The 18,899-nt window shown below is 64.8% G+C and carries 19 protein-coding genes; 9 read left to right on the forward strand and 10 right to left on the reverse strand.

Translation table 11 applies throughout. The features are described 5' to 3' along the window. Positions 1-277: 277 nt before the first annotated feature. Complete coding sequence (locus tag L5014_RS30995) at positions 278-1,273, reverse strand: LysR family transcriptional regulator (RefSeq protein ID WP_238467619.1); 996 nt, start codon at positions 1,271-1,273, stop codon at positions 278-280. Between the two features lie 305 nt (positions 1,274-1,578). Here L5014_RS30995 and L5014_RS31000 point away from each other — a divergent pair, with 305 nt between their 5' ends. From L5014_RS31000 to L5014_RS31010, 3 genes are all read left to right on the forward strand, one after another. Further along, entirely contained in the window at positions 1,579-3,792 is a 2,214-nt protein-coding gene (locus tag L5014_RS31000) for an FUSC family protein (RefSeq protein WP_238467620.1), read from the forward strand. A 142-nt stretch (positions 3,793-3,934) separates the two neighbouring features. Continuing rightward, positions 3,935-4,153 (forward strand): hypothetical protein, encoded by a 219-nt coding sequence (locus L5014_RS31005; protein ID WP_238467621.1) that lies wholly within the window; start codon positions 3,935-3,937, stop codon positions 4,151-4,153. 190 nt (positions 4,154-4,343) lie between these two features. Further along, a complete protein-coding gene (locus L5014_RS31010) occupies positions 4,344-5,882 on the forward strand; it encodes an acetyl-CoA hydrolase/transferase family protein (RefSeq protein ID WP_238467622.1) in 1,539 nt (512 codons plus the stop codon). 132 nt (positions 5,883-6,014) lie between these two features. Here the strand turns inward: L5014_RS31010 and L5014_RS31015 are convergent, their stop codons facing one another. Beyond that, the gene (locus tag L5014_RS31015; RefSeq protein WP_238467623.1) at positions 6,015-6,266 is read right to left on the reverse strand and encodes a GlsB/YeaQ/YmgE family stress response membrane protein; all 252 of its coding nucleotides are present in this window, start codon (positions 6,264-6,266) and stop codon (positions 6,015-6,017) included. A gap of 370 nt (positions 6,267-6,636) precedes the next feature. Between L5014_RS31015 and L5014_RS31020 the strand changes: the two genes are divergently transcribed. Genes L5014_RS31020 through L5014_RS31035 form a run of 4 tightly spaced genes read left to right on the forward strand, consistent with a single transcriptional unit; the run spans position 6,637 to position 10,147 of the window. Next, positions 6,637-7,665 carry a LysR family transcriptional regulator gene (locus L5014_RS31020; protein ID WP_238467624.1) on the forward strand — a complete coding sequence of 343 codons (1,029 nt, stop codon included), beginning with the start codon at positions 6,637-6,639 and terminating at the stop codon, positions 7,663-7,665. 48 nt (positions 7,666-7,713) lie between these two features. Continuing rightward, a complete protein-coding gene (locus L5014_RS31025; RefSeq protein WP_238467625.1) occupies positions 7,714-7,995 on the forward strand; it encodes a hypothetical protein in 282 nt (93 codons plus the stop codon). Positions 7,996-7,997: 2 nt separating this feature from the next. Then, complete coding sequence (locus L5014_RS31030) at positions 7,998-8,696, forward strand: heavy metal response regulator transcription factor (RefSeq protein WP_238467626.1); 699 nt, start codon at positions 7,998-8,000, stop codon at positions 8,694-8,696. Further along, entirely contained in the window at positions 8,693-10,147 is a 1,455-nt protein-coding gene (locus tag L5014_RS31035; RefSeq protein ID WP_238467627.1) for a heavy metal sensor histidine kinase, read from the forward strand. The genes L5014_RS31030 and L5014_RS31035 overlap by 4 nt, the downstream gene beginning before the upstream one ends. Positions 10,148-10,191: 44 nt before the next feature. Here the strand turns inward: L5014_RS31035 and L5014_RS31040 are convergent, their stop codons facing one another. After that, entirely contained in the window at positions 10,192-11,289 is a 1,098-nt protein-coding gene (locus tag L5014_RS31040; protein WP_238467628.1) for an AI-2E family transporter, read from the reverse strand. Between the two features lie 226 nt (positions 11,290-11,515). Beyond that, positions 11,516-12,673 (reverse strand): metallophosphoesterase, encoded by a 1,158-nt coding sequence (locus L5014_RS31045; RefSeq protein ID WP_238467629.1) that lies wholly within the window; start codon positions 12,671-12,673, stop codon positions 11,516-11,518. Positions 12,674-13,208: 535 nt separating this feature from the next. Between L5014_RS31045 and L5014_RS31050 the strand changes: the two genes are divergently transcribed. Further along, positions 13,209-13,532, forward strand: a complete 324-nt coding sequence (locus L5014_RS31050; protein ID WP_238467630.1) for a hypothetical protein — start codon at positions 13,209-13,211, stop codon at positions 13,530-13,532. A 43-nt stretch (positions 13,533-13,575) separates the two neighbouring features. Continuing rightward, a complete protein-coding gene (locus L5014_RS31055; protein ID WP_238467631.1) occupies positions 13,576-14,175 on the forward strand; it encodes an alpha-ketoglutarate-dependent dioxygenase AlkB family protein in 600 nt (199 codons plus the stop codon). 147 nt (positions 14,176-14,322) lie between these two features. On the opposite strand, the gene mdcH is transcribed toward L5014_RS31055, so the two are convergent. Genes mdcH through L5014_RS31085 form a run of 6 tightly spaced genes read right to left on the reverse strand, consistent with a single transcriptional unit; the run spans position 14,323 to position 18,898 of the window. Continuing rightward, positions 14,323-15,252: a malonate decarboxylase subunit epsilon gene (gene mdcH, locus L5014_RS31060; RefSeq protein WP_238467632.1), complete on the reverse strand. Its 930-nt coding sequence runs from the start codon at positions 15,250-15,252 to the stop codon at positions 14,323-14,325. After that, entirely contained in the window at positions 15,249-15,935 is a 687-nt protein-coding gene (locus tag L5014_RS31065) for a malonate decarboxylase holo-ACP synthase (RefSeq protein WP_238467633.1), read from the reverse strand. The genes mdcH and L5014_RS31065 overlap by 4 nt, the downstream gene beginning before the upstream one ends. Continuing rightward, complete coding sequence (gene mdcE, locus L5014_RS31070; RefSeq protein WP_238467634.1) at positions 15,935-16,756, reverse strand: biotin-independent malonate decarboxylase subunit gamma; 822 nt, start codon at positions 16,754-16,756, stop codon at positions 15,935-15,937. The genes L5014_RS31065 and mdcE overlap by 1 nt, the downstream gene beginning before the upstream one ends. Then, complete coding sequence (locus tag L5014_RS31075) at positions 16,753-17,622, reverse strand: biotin-independent malonate decarboxylase subunit beta (protein WP_238467635.1); 870 nt, start codon at positions 17,620-17,622, stop codon at positions 16,753-16,755. The genes mdcE and L5014_RS31075 overlap by 4 nt, the downstream gene beginning before the upstream one ends. Continuing rightward, complete coding sequence (locus L5014_RS31080; protein WP_238467636.1) at positions 17,619-17,933, reverse strand: malonate decarboxylase subunit delta; 315 nt, start codon at positions 17,931-17,933, stop codon at positions 17,619-17,621. The genes L5014_RS31075 and L5014_RS31080 overlap by 4 nt, the downstream gene beginning before the upstream one ends. Further along, complete coding sequence (locus tag L5014_RS31085; protein ID WP_238467637.1) at positions 17,921-18,898, reverse strand: triphosphoribosyl-dephospho-CoA synthase; 978 nt, start codon at positions 18,896-18,898, stop codon at positions 17,921-17,923. The genes L5014_RS31080 and L5014_RS31085 overlap by 13 nt, the downstream gene beginning before the upstream one ends. Between the last annotated feature and the right edge of the window lies 1 nt (position 18,899).

Below are 18,899 nucleotides of genomic sequence, written 5' to 3' on the forward strand. Positions count from 1 at the left end.
GAAACAGCTCCACGCCGATGATAGTGCGGATTGCCCGTGTGAAAGTAGGTAATCGTCAGGCTCCCTATGCAGTATGTCCAGAACCCCGGTCGCTCCGAAAGAGCACCGGGGTTCTGGCGTTTTTGGGCGCCGGAAATCCTCAATGATCGCCGGTATCGCGGGACATCGATACCAGCACTGCAGCCATTCAACCTGCGCATACAAAAACAGCCGTCACACGAACGGCTGTTTTACATTCCGCATCCAAGGACCGCAGTTCAGGTTCAATCCGCAGTTTTTAGCCTTTCTGACTGGCTGCGAGGGCATCGGGCGTTGAAATCGCAGCGCTGTCCACAAGCTGTTCCTGCGTGAGCTCTTCGAGCAACGCCATATCGCGAGCGATCACCTGTGGAAGATGTGCACGCAAGAATTCCACCCAGGTCTTCGTTTTCGCATCCACGAACTTGCGCGACGGATACAGCGCGTACACGTGGTTTTTCTGCAGGATGTGCTGAGGCAGCACGCGCACAAGCGAGCCGTTGCGCAGACCCTCTATTGCCGCATACACCGGCAGCATGCCAATACCCATTCCTTCACGAATCGCCACCGCAAGCGACTCAGCGATGTTCACCTGAACCGGCCCGTCCACTTGCATCTCGATGCTGCCTTCGGGGCCTTCGAGCACCCATTCATGTGCGGGCGCAGTTGGCGTCTTGAGGATCAGGCAGTCGTGATGCGCGAGATCCGCCGGCGCGCGCGGCGCGCCGTGCGTATGCACATACGCGGGCGACGCGCACAGGATGCTGCACGACGAACCCAGTTGGTGCGAGACGAGATCGGAGTTCGGCAGCGAAGCTGCGGTCACCACCGAGACGTCACTGCTGCCCTCGAACAGATCGGGCATGCGCTGCGAGAGCGTGAGTTCGACCGTTACTTCGGGATGCAAAGCACGATAGCGCGAGATCGCGGGCAGTACGTACTGTTGCCCGATGCTCGCGAAACTGTGCATACGCAACGCCCCCGCAGGGCGCTCGTGGGCACAACTGGCTTCTTCTTCGGCGCTGTCGACGTCCGCGAGAATCTGCGAGCAGCGTTTCAGATAACGTTCGCCGGCGGGAGTGAGTGCGAGTCGGCGTGTCGAGCGATTCAACAGGCGCGTGCGCAGGTGCGCTTCCAGTTCGGAGACCGCGCGCGACATCGCGCCCGTGGTCGAATCGAGCGACTGGGCCGCGGCGGTGAAGCTGCCGGCTTCGACAACGCGGATAAACACCCGCATATTTTGTAGCGTATCCATCAGACCTTCTTTAAGAACTTCTTGTTCAGCACGAAAACAATATTGTCCGCCCGGCGGACCTCGACATTGTTGAGTGATCTGGAACGGACGTTCCCTGCCCGTCCCGTTAATTCGCTCAACTGACACTCCTACAATCGGCGGCTGTCGACCAGAGTTGGCGCTTCAGCGCTTACTCTGGTCCCATGCAGAGCAGTCGACCAGAGTTGGCGCATTAACGCGTACTCCGGATCCCATGCAACTTCGTTGCTCAGCCACTGCATTTGCAGCGGCATTCTTCGTAACAATCCAAGCGTAGTGCGTTTTAAATGAACCGCCAGCCAGCGATACATCGAGCGATCGACCCGCGTCGTCGCGGCGAAATCATATGGCGAGCCGCGCGGCGAGGCCTGAGAGACTGGCAGGGTAGCGATGGCGCGATCTGGCTGCATCTGCTGAAAACGGTTGCTGCGGGATTGCTCGCAATGGGCATTTCGATGCTGCTCGATCTGCCTCAGCCGCGCATTGCGATGACGACAGTGTTCGTGTTGATGCAGCCGCTTTCCGGCATGGTGTTCGCGAAGAGCGTTTACCGCATCGTGGGTACCGCAGTGGGTATGGTTGCGGCGGTCGTGCTGGGAGCCGTGTTCACCCAGCAGCCCGAGCTTTACATTCTCGGGATGACGGGGTGGGTGGCTGCATGTACCGCGGCCGCCATGCGAAATCGGCATTTTCGTTGGTACGCTTTCGTGCTGGCAGGCTATACCGCTGCGCTGATCGGCATTCCACTCGTGACGCAGCCAAACGGACTCTTTCTCGCCGCGCTCGGGCGCGGGGCCGAAGTCGCCGTGGGGATTCTGTGCTCCGGGGTGGTCAGCGCCGTTATCGTGCCCCGGCAGTCGGGCTCGGTGCTCGAACGCACCTTGCGCACTCGCTATCTGGATTTTACTGCGTTCGCCGCGCTCGTGTTGTCCGGCGGTCTCGAAAGAGGCGTATTCGAAGGGCGATTCGCGAAACTCGTGGATGAGATCGTTGGCTTCGAGGCCACGCGTGCTTTCTCATTTTTCGAAGATCCGACCATGCGCTCGCGCAGCCAGTTGCTCGCGCGCCTGAACGGCGAGTTCATGGACGTATGCGCGCGCCTGCACGCGCTGCGTCAGTTGAAAAAGCGTCTGCGCCGGAGCGACGAAGCCATCGCACCGCTTGCACCGTATTTCAGCGAGCTTGCAGCGCTGCTCGCGCAACGCCCTCGCCAGGGGGAAGCCGATCGTGCGTATGCACTGCGTATCGCGCAAGACCTGGAGTCGTTCAAGCACACACTGCCGCGCCATGTGCGCGAGACGCGCCGGCCAGTCGAGTCGGCCGCGCCCGATGCGCTGCAGGACTTCGACACGTCCGCGGAGCTGATCTACCGCTTCACGGCCGAGATCGCGCGCTACAGCAGTACGTGGGCGTCGCTCACGCAGGCGGGTTTGCCACCCGAGCCGCGCATTACGCGCTATGTGCCGCGCACGAGCTGGTATGTGGTGGGGTTCACTTTCATGCGCACGGCCGTGGTAGTGGCGGCGCTGGGCTGGTTCTGGGTGGAGACCGACTGGCCCAGCGGCGGTCTCGCGATGGTCGCCGCCGCGCTGACCTGCGCGCTTACCTCATCGGCGCCGCGTGCCACGCGCATGGCCTTTCAGATGGCCGCGGGCGCGGGCTGCGCGGCCGTCGTCGGCTATCTGCTCACGTGCTACGTGTATCCGGGCGTCGACGGCTTCCCATTGCTCTGCGCCGCGCTCGCGCCGGCGCTCGCGCTGGGTGCGTTCTTCGCAACGCGGCCACGCATCGCCGGCTTCGGGGTCGGATTCTCGGTGTTTCTCTGTCTGCTCGCGGGACCCGACAACGTGATCGTCTACACGCCGGATCTGCTGATCAACAACGGCGTCGCCGTGGTTGCGGCGATGATCGTGGCCGCGCTCGGGTTCGCCGTTGTCTTTCCACCGCACATGAACTGGCTCGTCGAGCGCATGCGCGTGGCGTTGCGCGCTCAGGTCGAGCTCGCTTGCCGCGGCGAACTGCAAGGCCTCGGCCAGCAGTTCCAGTCGGGTACGCACGATCTGATGCACCAGTTGAGGCTGCTGCTCAACGGCCGCGAGCAGGCTCACCGGCGCGCGCTGCGCTGGATGCTGATCACGCTCGAAGTGGGGCACGCCGTGATCGACTTGCGTCACGAGGCACAGGCCGCCACGTGGCTCGGCATTGCCGATCGCAGATGGTCGGCGAGTCTCGATCAGGTGCTGGACGATATCGCGCATCTTTTCGAGGATCCCGGCGCGGTGCAACTGGAGCGTGCGCTTTCATCGGTGCGGGCGGCCACCTGGATCGCTCAGGAAGCGCTTCCCGGCGTTCACCATGACCGTGAGCGCAGGCACGACGTGCAGCGGCTCCTGAGCCATCTGCATTTCATCCGCAGCGCGCTCATCGACCGCGATGCACCGCTTGGCGCGCTTGCGCGTCAGGCGCGCTGCCGTCGGTCGTTGCGCGCGGGAGCATCTTGAAGCAGTCGCCCCGGCGGGCCTGCGGGCGCGATCTTGTCACAGTCTGGAAATATGCGTTCCAACCAGCCTTCTTAATCATTAAGGGTCCCGGTCATATAGTCACATCACTGCTTCGCAGTACCCGTTAGCACTGGAGAGTGAGATGAAGTCCCTGAAGATCGCTGTTGTTGCATGTTCGCTGTTTGCCGCCGCCGCTGCTTATGCACAGAACGAAGCACCGGCAGCGAGCGTCCCTCAGCAGGTCGCGCAAAGCGCAGCCCAGCCGGCTGTGCAGGCCCCCGCCAATCAGATCGCAAAGCCGGCGAAGAAAGACGAATGTGTCGGTCCGGTCAGCTTTTGCAACCTGTATTTCGGTAGCTGAGATCGAGTGAACGCCCGCGATGAATGAGCGAGGCGCAAGCTTGAATTCCTTGCCGCGGCGCCTTCGTATGAGGCCTCGCGGCTTTGTGCATTGTGGCTGCAAAACTGTATTGCAAAAGCCCTGATGCAATGCCGCCGAAGCGAGACCTGAAAAGGGCATTTGGCATTTCCGAGAGTTTGTGGAGACTTTGATGTACGAAGACCGTATTCGTTGTGCCGCGTTGCGCGGAAAAATCACTTCGGCTGCCGAGGCAGCGAAACTCGTGCGCAACGGCATGCGTGTCGGCGCGAGCGGCTTCACGCGCGCGGGCGACACGAAGGCCGTGCCCATCGAACTGGCGCGCCGCGCGCGCGAAGAGCAGGGGCCGCTGCGCATCACGCTAATGACGGGCGCCTCGCTCGGCCACGACGTGGACCGCATGCTGACCGAAGCCGGCGTGCTCGAGCGCCGCTTGCCGTTCCAGGTCGACGCCACGTTGCGCAAGGCCATCAATCGTGGCGAAGTCATGTTCGTCGACCAGCACCTCTCCGAGACCGTCGAGATGCTGCGTGCGAACCTTCTCGGCAAGCTCGACCTCGCGATTATCGAGGCCGCCGCGATCACCGAAACAGGTGGCATCGTCCCCACGACCTCAGTCGGCAATTCGGCGAGCTTCGCGATTCTCGCGGAGAAGGTGATCGTCGAGCTCAATCTCGCGCAGCCGCTTGCGCTCGAAGGTCTGCACGACGTGTGGATTCCGGGCCGCCGCCCGCATCGCGACCCGCTGCCCATCGTGCGCCCGCAAGACCGCGTGGGCACGCCCATCATCGACATTCCGGCCGAGAAGATCGCTGCCATCGTCATCACGAATGAGGCGGACAGCCCTTCGACCGTGCTGCCCGCCGACGAAGAGACCGCGCGCATTGCGGGCCATCTCATCGAGTTCCTGCAGCATGAGGTCAAACACGGACGCATGAGTGCGCAGTTGCCGCCGCTGCAGGCCGGTATCGGCACGATCGCGAATGCGGTGCTCTCGGGCTTCGTGGATTCGCCATTCGAAGCACTTACAATGTACTCCGAAGTACTTCAGGATTCCACCTTCGACCTGATCGATGCGGGCAAGATGGTGTTCGCTTCGGGCGCATCCATGACGCTCTCCGCACCGCGTCAGGCGCAGGTGCTGGCCGAACTCGACCGCTATCGCGACAAGCTCGTGCTGCGTCCGCAGGAAGTGAGCAACCATCCGGAAGTGATTCGCCGCCTGGGTCTCATTGCGCTGAACACGGCGCTCGAATGCGACATCTATGGCAACGTGAATTCCACGCACGTGAGTGGCACGCACATGATGAACGGCATCGGCGGCTCGGGCGACTTTGCGCGCAATGCGTCGTGCGCGATCTTCGCGACCAAGGCCATCGCGAAGGACGGCCGCATCTCCAGCATCGTGCCGATGGTGCCGCACGTCGACCACAACGAGCACGACGTGGACGTGATCGTCACCGAGCAGGGTCTTGCGGACCTTCGCGGCCTCGCGCCGCGCGAGCGAGCCAGGCTGATCATCGAGCGCTGTGCACATCCGCTCTATCGCGACCTGCTGCGCGACTACTATAGCGATGCGCAGAAGATCGGAGGCCAGACGCCGCACAATCTTGCCAAGGCATACGAAATGCATCTGCGCTTCAACGAGACTGGATCGATGCTTCCGGGCGTGGCAGAGGCGGGTACAGGCGGCCTCGTCGCTAACGGTTGATAGACGCGAGCGCGTAGATGCCAAAAGCGGTGAAAGCGGCCAAAGCGGTGAAAGCCGCGAAAGCCGCAAGCCGATGAAAAAGCGGGAGCACCGGTAACGGCGCTCCCGTTTTTTATTGACGGCCTTGAATCGCTACCCTCTTCGGAACAGCCTGATGATGAAGAGCAGGATGACCGCACCGATGATGGCGGTGATGATCGAGCTGATCATGCCGCCGCCGATGTGGATCCCGAGCAGGCCCGCGAGCCAGCCGCCGATGAAGGCCCCGACGATCCCGACGATGATGTCGACGATCAAGCCGAAGCCGCCGCCCTTGACGAGCAGTCCGGCCAGCCAGCCCGCGATTGCGCCGATGATGAGCCACGCGATGATGCCGTGTTGCATATGGAGGACCCCTCTAGTTGATGTGAACAAGTCACAATGAACTGGAGCTTAGTCCACGGACGGGGTCGAGTCCATGAAACGTGGCCAGAATTGACAGTTCCTGGCGTCTCTCGCGGGACATTTAAAAAACTACAACAGTGCTGAAATTAAATCGTAAGGAATGCATGGCGATTATGGTTCGACCCAGTGCGTGGCGCGCGCATTCGGGAGCGACCTCGGCTTGCGCAGCGTTCCAGCTAATGCTCGAAATGCCTTTTTTCAAGCTCAGGCGGTTCCCAAGCTGACGCGGCTGTCATGTACGAGTCAGCATGGGGCCACGGCCTGTAAGCGAGACTGGCACTATCGATGGCGGAGTGCTCGGGAGTCGCTGATGGACACGCTGCGCAATATGCGGATTTTCGTGAGAGTGGTGGAATCGGGCAGTTTTACGCGCGCCGCCGTGAGCGAGATGATGACGACGGCGCAAGTCTCGCGCGCCGTCACCGATCTGGAGTCGCGGCTGCGCGCGCGTTTGCTGAACCGGACTACGCGGCGCATGTCGCTGACCGAGGCTGGCGAGCGCTATCTGCAAAGCTGCAAGCGCATTCTTGCCGATATCGAGCAGGCGGAGTCCCAAGCCGCCGCTGCACAGGCGAACCCGGCGGGCAAGTTGCGCGTCTATGGCGGCACGAGCTTCGGTCAGCATTACGTGATGCCGTTGATCGCGCGCTACCAGCAACATTTGCCCGATGTCGCCGTCGATCTGACCATCGCGCAACAGATGCCCGACATCATCGAGGAAGGCTTCGACGTGGCCGTGGTGCTGGCCGCCGAGCTCGAGGATTCCGCGCTGATCTCCCAGCATCTGGGCAGCACGGCGGCCATTCTGTGCGCGTCGCCCGCATATTTGCGCTCGCGCGGCGAGCCGCGATCGTTCGACGATCTTCGGACGCACACCTGCCTGCACTTGACCGATGCGAGCCTGCCCGTGGGGCAGTGGGTTTCGGAGGGGCCACACGGCGAAACATTCCGCCATACCGGCGTGACGCCTTTCCAGGTGAACAATCCCGAAGCGCTCGCGCTTGCGATACGCGAGGGCATGGGCATTGGCCCGTTACCGGTGCCGGTGGCGCTGCCGGGCCTCGCCGACGGCTCGCTCGCACGCGTGCTGCCCACGCATCGGCTGCAAAAGCTCAACGTCTACGCGCTCTATGCTTCGCGCCGCTATCTGGATGCGAAGATCCGCACGTTCGTGGAGTTCCTGCGCGAAAAGGTGCCGGCGATGCTTGCGGAGCAGGAAACATCGCTCGCCGCCTGCGACGTGTCGCAACGCCAGCGCGCCGCGTCGCGTGCGCGTCTGCGCGAAGCGCGCCAGTCTCATGAAGTGCGTGAGGTCGAGCACCTGCGGCTCGTGAACTGAATCGTTTGCCTGTCGCGCGCGGCGCAGCATGTACCACTTCGCGAAGCCATGAACCAACCTGCACAACACACATCTCTCGACATCGTCGTGGACGGCGAGCACGATATAGGCTTGCCCAGGCGTGCGCGGGTGGGAAAGCGCGCGAGGGTCGCGGTGATCGTCGTCGCGTTGATGCTGGGTGCCGGCGCAACGCGTACGATCGGCACGATCGTCTCGAACGTGATGGGCGCGCGCCATCTGGCCGAAGTCACGAAGCAGAACGGGCCGCAATACTGCAGCGCGGGTCCCTGCCGCGAGGCGCTGGCGGGCGCTGCGCGAAGAGGAGGGTGACAATGAAAGTCCTGGTGGTCGAAGACGAGCGCAAGGTCGTGGATTATCTGCGCAGCGGGTTGAGCGAGCAGGGCTGGGTCGTCGATGTGGCGATGGACGGCGAAGACGGCGCGTGGATGGCGACCGAGTACGACTTCGACGTGATCGTGCTCGACGTGATGCTGCCGAAGCTCGATGGTTTCGGCGTGCTGCGCGCGGTGCGCGCGAAAAAGGACACGCCGGTCATCATGCTGACCGCCCGCGACCGCGTGGACGACCGCGTGCATGGTTTGCGCGATGGCGCCGACGACTATCTGACCAAGCCGTTCTCGTTCCTCGAACTCGTCGAGCGCCTGCGCGCGCTCACGCGCCGCGCACGTGTTCAGGAGTCCACGCTTATTGCCGTGGGCGATCTCCAGGTAGATCTCATCAGCCGCCGTGCGACACGCGACGGCGTGCGGCTCGATCTCACGGCGAAGGAGTTTCAACTGCTTTCGGTGCTCGCGCGGCGGCGTGGCGAGATTCTCTCGAAGACGCTTATCACCGAGCTCGTCTGGGACGTGAACTTCGAGAGCAACGCCAATGTGGTGGAAACGGCCATCAAGCGACTGCGCGCGAAGCTCGACGGACCCCATGCGTCCAAGCTGCTGCATACGATACGGGGCATGGGTTACGTGCTCGAAATGCGTGAGGCGCGCGAGGACGGAGGCCCGGCGTCATGAAGCGCTCGATCTCGCTGCGGCTTTCGGCGATGTTCGCAGCGGTGTCGCTGATCGTGTTCACACTCACCGGCACGGGGCTTTTTTTGCTGATGCAGCATCAGCTCTTCAACGAGCTGCGCGAAACGCTCGACGCGCGAGCGCGCATCGCCGGCCTGATCGTCGCCCATGCGCCGGACATCAAGAAGTGGGCGTTCGTGCAGGAGAAGCTGCGCGATCTCTCGCCTGCGGACAGCCGCATGCACTATTACGTGGAAGGCCCTGACCCGCGCTTTCGCTTCGGCGCGCCGATCATCGGCAAGATCACCGGCGATGTCGGTCCGAATTATCAGCTCGTGCGGCCAGCGGGCAGCCATTACGACTTGCTCGTCACGGGCATGAGGCTGCCCGCGAACGGTGACCGCCCCGCAGTGACGCTCGTGGTGGCGAGCGATTGCATGCGCACGGAAACCATGCTGCGGCGCTTCGGCATTGCGCTGGGCGTGTTGATCGCGCTTTCGACGGTCGTAGTTGCGCTGTTGAGCCGTGTCGTTACGCGCTTCGGTCTCGCGCCGCTTACGCGGCTCTCGCGTGAGGCGGCGCAACTGAGTCCCTTGAACCGCCGCCAGCGCCTGCAGGCTGGCGAGCTGCCCGAGGAACTGCACGAACTCGCCACCTCGTTCAACGGCGCGCTGGAGCGGCTGGACAAGGCCTACGAGCGGCTCGAATCATTCAACGCCGACGTCGCGCACGAACTGCGCACGCCCGTGAGCATCCTGATCGGCCAGACTCAGGTGGCGCTCACGCGTGATCGCTCGGTCGCACAGTTGCAGCACACGCTGCAATCGAATCTTGAGGAATTCGAACGATTGCGCGTGATCGTCAACGACATGTTGTTCCTCTCGCGCAGCGATCGCGGCGAGCGCGCGACCGAGCTCACGGAGGTCTCGTTGCGCGCCGAAGTGGAGCGCATGCTGGAATTCCTGGAGATGCCGCTCGAAGAGGCGCAATTGAACGTGCAGGTGCAGGGCGATGCGCGTGCGTGGGTGAATACCTCGCTGATCGGCCGCGCAGTGAGCAATCTGTTCGTGAACGCGATCCAGCATTCGCCGCCCGGGACCATGCTGCAGGCGACCATCGCGCCGCAGAACGGTCATGTCGAGATTGCCGTATCGAACCCCGGTGAGCCACTCGATCCGGTGGTGCGCGAGCACATTTTCGACCGTTTCTACCGCATTCAGGAAGCACGCTCGAATAGCCATGAGAACCACGGCTTGGGGCTTTCCATCGTCAAGGCGGTGGCCGAAATGCACGGCGGCACGGTATTCGTGCGCAGTGCGACCGGTGTCAATACGTTTGGTTTTTCAGTGGCCGTGCAGGGTGGCGAAGCCGTGGACGGCGCGCCCGGCACAGCCGTCGCGTCCGACGTTGCGCGCCAAGGCCGCGCAGGGGTGCCGCTGCACGTCTCTTCCTGAGGGGGCGATGCGTGGCGTGGCGTTGCCTTCGGCGGCGCTCGCTCCTAGACCAGATCGTCGTCCACGGCCTGGCTGGCGACGTCGTCGTTGTGGTGGTGCTGGTCGCGCCGCAGCAGATCCCAGCAACTAATGAAGAGCGCGGCAATCAGCGGCCCGATCACGAAGCCGTTGATGCCCATGAGCGAGATGCCGCCTAACGTCGAAATCAGCACGACCCAGTCGGGCAGGCGTGTGTCCTTGCCCACCAGCACGGGGCGCAGCACGTTGTCCACGGTGCCGATCACGAGCGTGCCGAAGAGCGCGAGGCCGATGCCTTTAGCGAGCGCGCCCGTCGAGAAAAAGTAGAGGGCAATGGGCACCCACACGAGCGCCGCGCCCACTGCGGGCAGCAGCGAGAGCAGCATCATCACGAAGCCCCACAGCAACGCGCCCTGAATGCCCAGGACCCAGAGCGCGATGCCGCCCAGCGCGCCCTGCACGAACGCCACGGCCACATTACCCTTCACGGTCGCGCGGATCACGGTTGTGAACTTGCGGATGAGATGCTGCTTGTGCGATTCGTCGAGCGGGATCGCATCGCGGACGAGCCGGGAAATCTCGCGACCGTCACGCACGAGGAAAAAGAACATGTAGAGCATCACGCAGAAGCTCACCATGACCTGCACCGTGATCTGCCCGACGCTCAGTGCGCGCGTGGCGACGAACTGGCTGATTTGCGCGGCGCCGGCGGAAAGACGCTGCTGGAGACCAGGCAGATCCATCAGGTCGTAGCGGGCGAGCAGGTTTTGCAGCGATTGCGGCAGCACATGCACGATCTGGCTGAAGTAGGCGCCGAAGTCGAGATTGCCCGAGCGCACCTGCGAGTACGCGTAGCTCACTTGCTGGATCAGCGTGCCCGCGACAAGCGTGAGCGGGAAGATCACGATGACGAGACAGATGGTAAGCGTGATGAACGCGGCGAGATTGCGTCGCCGCCCGAGGCGCGCGACGATGCGGCGCTGCACAGGCTGGAAGATCAGCGCGAGTATCGCGCCCCAAAGCACGGTGCTGAAGAACGGCGCGAGCACGAAACACAGCGCAATGGAGACGACGAAGAGCAGCAGATAGAACGCGGACTGGTGGAGGTGCTTTTTGCCGTCCATGAGCGATGAATTCCTGTGGGTACCGGGCGAGAGGAACCCCGCGCGAGCGGGTGGCGTTGCCGTTCATGATACGGCTTCGTGCGGGCCGCTGGCGGCAGCCTGCGCGCTGCCGGTGCGGACTACCCTGCGGCGTCTTGCGCGAGGCGTGCGGCAGGGACGTCCGGGTCCATATTGGATGCGTGCACAACTATTTTTGGGTGGCTGATCAAGCCAGGCCAGCGTTGGTTCAGCGGGCGCCGACGAGCCGCACGCGCGTGATTTCCGACGGCGCGCCGAGCCGCTTCGGCGGTCCCCAGTAGCCCGTGCCGCGGCTGGTGTAGACCCACAGGCTGCCGAGCTTTTCGAGGCCGGCTGTGAACGGCTGCTGCAACCGCACGAGAAAATTCCACGGGAAGATCTGCCCGCCGTGCGTGTGGCCCGACAACTGCAACGTGTAGCCCGCGTCTGCGGCGGCATGGGCGGTGCGCGGCTGATGGGCGAGCAGGACGCGCGTGTTCACGTCGTTGGGCGCGCCGCGCAATGCGCCTTGCGGATCGCTGCGATGCGCGGGATCGAAGTGGCCGCCTGTGTAATCGGTCACACCGGCGAGCACGAGCCGCGCGCCGCCGTGCTCGATCACCACGTGCTGGTTCATCAGCACCGTGAGGCCGATGCGCCGGAATTCGGCAACCCACGCGTCGGCGCCCGAGTAGTACTCGTGATTGCCGGTGACGAGGTAGACGCCATGATGCGCGGCGAGCCGCCCGAGCGGCGCGGTGTGATTCGAGAGATGTTGCACGCTGCCATCCACGACGTCGCCGGTGATCGCCACCACGTCGGCGTCGAGCTGGTTCACGGCGCGCACGATCGCATCCACGTAATCGTGCTTGATGGTGGGCCCGACGTGGATGTCGCTCAATTGCACGATCGTGAAGCCGTCGAGCGCGGCGGGCAGCCCGCGAATCGGCACGTCGACGCTGCGCACGCGCGCGCGCCGCCGCGCGTTGAAAAAGCCGAATGCGCTCGAGCAGAAGGCGAGCACGACCACGGCGGCGGCGCTGCCCGTGCGCCAGCTCGCGAGATCGATGTCGCCTGGCCAGATCGACGCGACTGTCATGAGCGAAGCGAGCACGAGATCGCGCACGATCGTCAGCATGAGCAGCGACGAGAAAAATCCCATCGCGACCATGCCGGTCCAGGCAAGACGGTCGCCGAGCGGCTGGCGCTTGAAGCGGCGCGCGAGCATGCCGGGCGGAATCGCCAGCACGGAAAGCACGAGCCACAGCACGGCAAGCCACTTGCCCGTGGCGGGCACGGGCAAGTCGGGAATCAGCCGGAAACCGACATAGATGTGCAACAGCACACCTATGGAAATGAAGCGGAGCAGAAACGAAAGTCGAGGCATGTCGGGCCGATGATGAACTCAGATAACCGGTTGAACAACTAAGTCGGACAACTAAGGCTGCGGAGTGGGAGGCGCAGGCACGGACACTGGGCGCGCCGCAACGCGCGGCGGATTGCGCGAGGCCGGCGGCGCGTGTCGCATGGCCCGCGACGCGGTTCGTGCCGATGCACCGCGCGTGCATCCGTCGCATTCTACCGGCAGTGCGGGGTTCGTGCCGGGCATGACGGACGCCGCTTCGGCTGCATTGCAGCACCGCATGTCCGGCATCTGGCGTCGTCCCTTTTTCGACTTGCAGCGCGCGGGTAACGGGTATGCAGCGGCCGCGCCAGGCTCGTGCAGGAAAGGGCGAACGGCAGCACGACGAGCCGGGTGCGGCGCTGCGGCATAACCCTGGATTGCCAACTTCGGGCCGTCGTCGCACTATTTTCTTGCGGGTCGGTGTGTGTTATTAAACGTTCATTGAATCGACCCGGTCGATGGACTATGCTCGAATCGAGGCCCGAGCGGTTTCGGGCGCTCGGGGGGGAGACGGGTCATGAAAATTACCAGGCCGGATATGCAAGGGCTTCATGGTCGTCATGTGGGTCACGAGGGTAGCCATGTCATGCTGCCGATGGTCGTGCTTTCGGTCATGGCCGTGGCGTTGTATTTCGCGGTCAGGCACGTCGACATTCTCGAGATCGGCCGCAGCGCGCTATTCGATGTCGTGATGGTGTTCGTCGCGCTCGGCATAGCCGGGTTCTTCGGCGTGGCGGGGGCGTGGCTGCGCTCGCGCAAGACCGATGAGCCGCCCGAAGGATTTTGCTTTGTCGGCGCGCTTATCGGCGCGGTCGTGTTCTATATTGCGCTGCTGACCTGAGGCGGCGACAGTTTCCGCTCGAGCCTCGATTCAAGCGCTTCCGATGTTCGATCTCTTCGACGATACTCCACAACCCGACGTCGACTGGCATCCCGCGTGGCTCACGCCCGAGGCGGCGGCCGAATGGCTTGCGCGCATCGTCGCCGAAACGGGCTGGCGCCAGGAGCGCATCCGCACGCCGGGCGGCTGGGTCGACCAGCCGCGTCTGACCGCGTGGCAGGGCGACCCCGGCGCCGTCTATATCTATTCGGGAATCCGCAATGTGCCGCAGCCGTGGACGCCGGCGGTGGCCGAACTGCGCGACGCCATTGACGCGCTCTGCGGCGTGCGTTTTAACAGCGTGCTGCTCAACTGCTACCGCAGCGGCACGGATAGCATGGGCTGGCACGCTGACCACGAACCCGAGCTCGGCCCGGAGCCCGTGATTGCCTCGCTGAGCCTTGGTGCAACCCGGCGTTTCGACTTGCGCCACAACGCGACCGGCGTGACGCGCTCATTCCCGCTTTCGAGCGGCAGTCTGCTGGTGATGCGCGGCAAGACGCAGGCGCAGTGGCGCCACCGGGTGCCTAAGGAGCCTGCTGTGAGCGGCGAGCGGGTGAATCTGACGTTTCGTGTGGTGATGCCCGAATTGCGTAAAAAGTAGGCGCGTTGACGGGTGTTTGCCGGGAATTGAGCGTTATTTCGCCGAAATTGCGTTCTGTCGGAGGATGTGGCGCTAAAAATCCGGTTCGACTTTATGCGCATAAATATTTTATTCGCGAATTTACGCCGATAGCCGGCGAGCGCATTGTCAGTCGACGCCCAGGCGCCGCCGCAGGGTGACCGCGAGCCGGTCGAGCGGCAGCGTGGCCGCGCTCAATGCCGCGATGTCGGGGTAATGCTCGCGCGCGATGTCGGTGAGCACCTGGCCGGGCGGCGCTTCGACCAGCACGGTCGCGCCCGACTCGATCATGACCGTGAGCGCGTCGAACCAGCGCACCGTGTGGCGCATATTGGTGGCGAGGTCGGCGCGAATCGCATCGCCGTCGTAAAGAGGGCGGCCGCCGCGATTGTCGACATAGACACCTTCGGGCGAGCGAAAAGGAATGTCGCGCGACCACGCCACGAGTTGTTCCGTGGCGTCGGTCAATAGTTCGCAATGCGAAGGAACGGAAACCGCGAGCCGCTGCGTCTTGCGTGCGCCCGCCGCGCGCGCGCGCGTGGCGAAAGTTTCGAGCGCCGCGTCGGCGCCCGCCACGACAATCTGGCGCGGCGCGTTGACGTTGGCCACGTAGACGCGCTCGCCGCCGTCCTGCGCGTTTGCGAGCGTCTCGACCTGCGTCTCGCTGAGTCCCGAAACAGCCGTGAGGCCATACCCCGATGGCCACGCGGACTCCATCAATTCAGCGCGCCTTTTCACCATGCGCAGGGCGTCGGGGAAGGCGAGCGCGCCGCAGCACACGGCGGCCGGATACGCGCCTACCGAGAGGCCGGCGCTGAACTGTGGCGTCAGTCCCGCCTGTGCGAGCGCGCGAGCGTGCGCGACACCGGCCACTACGAGGCCGATCTGCACGGCAACAGTCGATTGCAGCGCTTCGGCGCTATCAAGCGCAAGCACGTCGATGCCGAGCGTCGCCGAGGCTTCATCAAGCGTAGCGCGAACGATCTCGTGCTCGGGCAGTCGATGCAGGAAGCCAGGGCTTTGCGCGCCCTGGCCGGGAAAGAGACAGGCGAGGCTCATGATGTTTGCCATGGATCGGCGACTAGGCGTGCGCCGTCGCTCGCACGCGCGAGCACGTGTGCCTTGCCTTGTGCCAACTGCGCGAGTTCGGCGAGCGCGACTCCGCCCGCCGGCGTTTCCACCTGGGCGTCCACACGCGTGCCGGCGCGCTGCGCGGCACGCGCGAGCGTAGCGGCGAGCGCGTGGACCGTCGCCGCGTCGCTGCGTTGGGGCATGCGAATCAGCACGTCGAGATCGCTGGACCCGGTGAGCGTGGGGACTTGCGTGGCTAGCTCGAACCCCGCGCTGCCCGTCGGTCCCCAGATGAAATCGTGCAGCAGGCTTGGGGTTTCGCGCAGTGACGCGAGGGCCACGAACGCCGCGAGCGACACGCGCCCGGGCGAAGGCACCGCTGCGGCCAGCGATTCGGGCGACATGGACGATTCGATATCCTGATCATTAATCCATGTGCCGAAGCGCTCGGCGCGCGCGGTGCCGCGTATGCCCGCTGCCACGAAACCCGATGCGGCCTGAGCGCGGCGCACGACTGCAAACGGCGCGCGGGCGAATGCGGCGCGCACCCAGACCGGTTCGTCTTCCACAGCCGTGAGGCGTGCGAGCCGAAGCAGGTCGTGCGGGCGCCAGCGCGCATCGTTCGCGCGCGGCGCGTCGGGTGCGAACGGCGGTGCGGCACATACCCGCATTAGCTCGCATTCCACTGTTGAGCCAGCCGCTTGCGGACCTCGATCGACGCCGTGCGCGTCTGTTGCGCCGCTTCGCCCTGAAGGCGATGCGCGAGGCCGCTTTGGTCGGCGCGCGCTTCGCGCACTCGCCGCGCAAGCACTTCGCGCACGCGTGCGATTTGCGCGTCGTCCGGCGCATCGGCATCGACGCCCGCGATCAATTCGTCGAGCAGCCCGAGCTTCGCGAACGAGGCCATCGAATACGACATCGGCACGATTTTCTCGCCGAGTTCGTCGAGTTCTTCGACGCTGCGTCGCGTGACGCGCGCCGCCGCTTCCTTGCCCATTGCGTGCACCATCGTGCCCGGCGCATCGAGTGCGACGATGCGGTTCGCCTGATAGCCGTGCGCGAGGAACGCGCCCGACATGGCGGGGCCGACGATCAGGGCTACTACGGGATGCCCAGCGAGACGCGCGCTCGCATAGGCGTCGACGGCGGCCGCGCAGGCGAGGTGAATGCCGAGCATCTCTTCGCGATAGCCGTATGCCTGGCTTTTCACGTCGACGATCGCGACGAGCGGGCGGCGCGTGCCGCTGGCGGCGTCTTCGGCCATCGCCTCGCGCACGGCCTGCGCGAGACGCCAGCCTTGTTCGAGGCCCACCACGTTGTCGCGCGCGCGAGAGAAGCGGTTATCGGAATCGGGCGCGACCGTGATGAAGCGCGCAGTTTCGCCGTCGAGCGGCGCATCGGCATATTGCACGCAGGGCGCGCATGCATCGGCCGGCGCGCCCGCGAGTGCACGCAGCCACAGCGCGCCCCGGCTCAAATTCGCATCGCTCATGCGGGCTCTCCGTGTGCATGTGACGTATCGAACATCGCGCCCATCGTTTCGGACGTGATGCTGGCGGGATCGATTTGCGCGAGCTTCGCCAGCGTGGCATCGACCTGCTCGGTGCGATGCGCTTGTGGCACGCCTTGCGCGAACGCGGCGCGCACGGCGGCACGCACGTCGTCGACGGCGTCTTCAACGAGCGTGTCGGCATAACCGGTGCGTGCGCGCTGCTCGCCGCCGATCAACTGCCACACCTGGCGGCGGTCGCTCGAATCGAGCTCTTCAATGCCCGCTTCCTGCTCGATCACTTCGGGGCCATTCATGCCGAGGCGCCCTTGCTTCGTCATCACGAGATATGAGCACAGCCCCGCCGCGAGCGACATGCCGCCGAAGCAGCCCACCATGCCCGCGATCACGCCGACCACGGGCACGTGGCGGCGCAGCGCGACGATGGCCGACTGAATTTCGGCGATCACGGCAAGCCCAAGATTGGCTTCCTGGAGGCGCACACCGCCGGTCTCGAACAGCACGACGGGCCGCACGATCTTGCCTCGCTCGCAATCGGCGAGCGCGAGTTCGAGCGCGGCGGCGATCTTGCTGCCCGACACCTCGCCGATGCTGCCGCCCTGGAATGCGGATTCGATTGCGCACACAACGGCAGGCTCGCCGTCGAGCGTGCCGCGCGCGATCACGGCGCCGTCGTCGGCCTGGCAGACGATGCCTTGCAGCGGCAGCCACGGCGACTCGATGCGGTCGAACGGGCCGAGCAGTTCACGGAATGTACCTTTGTCCAGTACCGCAGCGGCGCGCTCGCGTGCGTTCAGCTCGATGAAGCTCTCGCGCAGCAGGGTTTGCGTGTTCGTACCCGCGCTCATGCTTGTGCTCCTTGCGCGCCGTCCTGCGCCGCTTCCACGGCTTCGGCCAGACGCAGCGCCACGACGCCCGGCGTCGCGCCGAAGTCGTTGATCTCGATGAGCGCCGCGCCGTCGTAGCGCGTGAAGAAGCGGTCGAGCACGCTCTTCCAGATATGGCTGTAGCCGTCCACGCTCGTGTGCACGACCACGCGCGCCTGCATATTGCTTGCTGGCTGCAGCAGTACTTCGAGATCGCCCGAGCCCACCACGCCCACGTGGGCGCGCGTCGTCACGGCGCGCTGCGCCGGATAGTCGAATGTCAGTTGTTCCATGAACCCATCCTCCCGCCGATGCGGTGGTGAACCAGTTTGTCGATGAAGAGCGTCGCGGCGAGCAGATCGGCCGCGCCGCCAGGCGATGCGTTGAGCGCGAGCAGCGCGCGTTCGAGTGCGTCGAATGCGGCGCGGCCCACGCGCGTGGCGATGCCGCCCGCGTCGCGCACGCGCTGCGCCCCCGCTTGCGCGGCCTCGCGGCCCGCGAGGCCCGCGCGGTGCAGCACGCAGGTGTCGTCGAGCGAGGCCATGATGGCGAGCAGGGCATCCACGCGCGCGGCCGCTTCGTCTTGCCCTTGCGCGCGCGCCGCATGAAGCGCGGGCAGGCCCACGCGAATCACATGTGGAAAACCGTCTTGTGCCTCGCGTCGCGCGCCGCCCACGTTGTAGCGCTGTCGCACGCGTTCGCCGTTGCTTTGCACGGGCCGCGCGAGCAGATCGTCGAAGCGCGCGATCCGTGCAGCCGTTTCGGCAATCTCCATGGCATGCGGATGGCCGCCTGCGTCGTTCGTTGGGGCGTGCGAAATAGTTGCGCCAGCAACCAGCAGGCCGACGATCCAGATCGCGCCGCGATGCGCATTGCTGCCGCCGGTCGCGCGCATCATCGCGGCTTCGCCGGCGCGGCCAATGCGCGCGAGGTCGGTGCGTAGTGCGTTGCCCGGGATCGCGCCGCGCGAAGCGCGCGCGAGTGCCGCGAATGTGGGTTCGAGCGCGTGCGCGGAACGCAGCATCGTCGCGAGATCGAGATCGATGTGCGCGCCGCTGCCGCGTGCATCCACGAGCGCGGGCTTGGGCGTGAGACGCGCTTCCTCGATCAGCGCGTCGCGTGCGAAGCGCGCGAGTTGCGCGTCGGGGTCCAGCGCATCACACGACGCCGGCTGCGTTGGTGCCGTCGCCGCCGTTGCCGTCGTTGTATAGGAGGCCGCCGCGCCTTCGGCCAGCGTGTCCAGTGAGAACGTGCGCATC

The organism is Paraburkholderia tagetis, assembly GCF_022213065.1.
Lineage (GTDB): Bacteria > Pseudomonadota > Gammaproteobacteria > Burkholderiales > Burkholderiaceae > Paraburkholderia > Paraburkholderia tagetis.

Bases quoted from the DNA above. Each gene is read 5' to 3' on its own strand.
- L5014_RS31055 (WP_238467631.1), top strand. From the start codon at position 13,576: ATGTTCGATCTCTTCGACGATACTCCACAACCCGACGTCGACTGGCAT.
- L5014_RS31035 (WP_238467627.1), top strand. From the start codon at position 8,693: ATGAAGCGCTCGATCTCGCTGCGGCTTTCGGCGATGTTCGCAGCGGTG.
- L5014_RS31040 (WP_238467628.1), bottom strand. From the start codon at position 11,289: ATGGACGGCAAAAAGCACCTCCACCAGTCCGCGTTCTATCTGCTGCTC.
- L5014_RS31085 (WP_238467637.1), bottom strand. From the start codon at position 18,898: ATGCGCACGTTCTCACTGGACACGCTGGCCGAAGGCGCGGCGGCCTCC.
- L5014_RS30995 (WP_238467619.1), bottom strand. From the start codon at position 1,273: ATGGATACGCTACAAAATATGCGGGTGTTTATCCGCGTTGTCGAAGCC.
- L5014_RS31065 (WP_238467633.1), bottom strand. From the start codon at position 15,935: ATGCGGGTATGTGCCGCACCGCCGTTCGCACCCGACGCGCCGCGCGCG.
- mdcE (WP_238467634.1), bottom strand. From the start codon at position 16,756: ATGAGCGATGCGAATTTGAGCCGGGGCGCGCTGTGGCTGCGTGCACTC.
- L5014_RS31045 (WP_238467629.1), bottom strand. From the start codon at position 12,673: ATGCCTCGACTTTCGTTTCTGCTCCGCTTCATTTCCATAGGTGTGCTG.
- L5014_RS31050 (WP_238467630.1), top strand. From the start codon at position 13,209: ATGAAAATTACCAGGCCGGATATGCAAGGGCTTCATGGTCGTCATGTG.
- L5014_RS31020 (WP_238467624.1), top strand. From the start codon at position 6,637: ATGGACACGCTGCGCAATATGCGGATTTTCGTGAGAGTGGTGGAATCG.
- mdcH (WP_238467632.1), bottom strand. From the start codon at position 15,252: ATGAGCCTCGCCTGTCTCTTTCCCGGCCAGGGCGCGCAAAGCCCTGGC.
- L5014_RS31015 (WP_238467623.1), bottom strand. From the start codon at position 6,266: ATGCAACACGGCATCATCGCGTGGCTCATCATCGGCGCAATCGCGGGC.
- L5014_RS31030 (WP_238467626.1), top strand. From the start codon at position 7,998: ATGAAAGTCCTGGTGGTCGAAGACGAGCGCAAGGTCGTGGATTATCTG.
- L5014_RS31075 (WP_238467635.1), bottom strand. From the start codon at position 17,622: ATGAGCGCGGGTACGAACACGCAAACCCTGCTGCGCGAGAGCTTCATC.
- L5014_RS31010 (WP_238467622.1), top strand. From the start codon at position 4,344: ATGTACGAAGACCGTATTCGTTGTGCCGCGTTGCGCGGAAAAATCACT.
- L5014_RS31080 (WP_238467636.1), bottom strand. From the start codon at position 17,933: ATGGAACAACTGACATTCGACTATCCGGCGCAGCGCGCCGTGACGACG.
- L5014_RS31000 (WP_238467620.1), top strand. From the start codon at position 1,579: ATGAACCGCCAGCCAGCGATACATCGAGCGATCGACCCGCGTCGTCGC.
- L5014_RS31005 (WP_238467621.1), top strand. From the start codon at position 3,935: ATGAAGTCCCTGAAGATCGCTGTTGTTGCATGTTCGCTGTTTGCCGCC.
- L5014_RS31025 (WP_238467625.1), top strand. From the start codon at position 7,714: ATGAACCAACCTGCACAACACACATCTCTCGACATCGTCGTGGACGGC.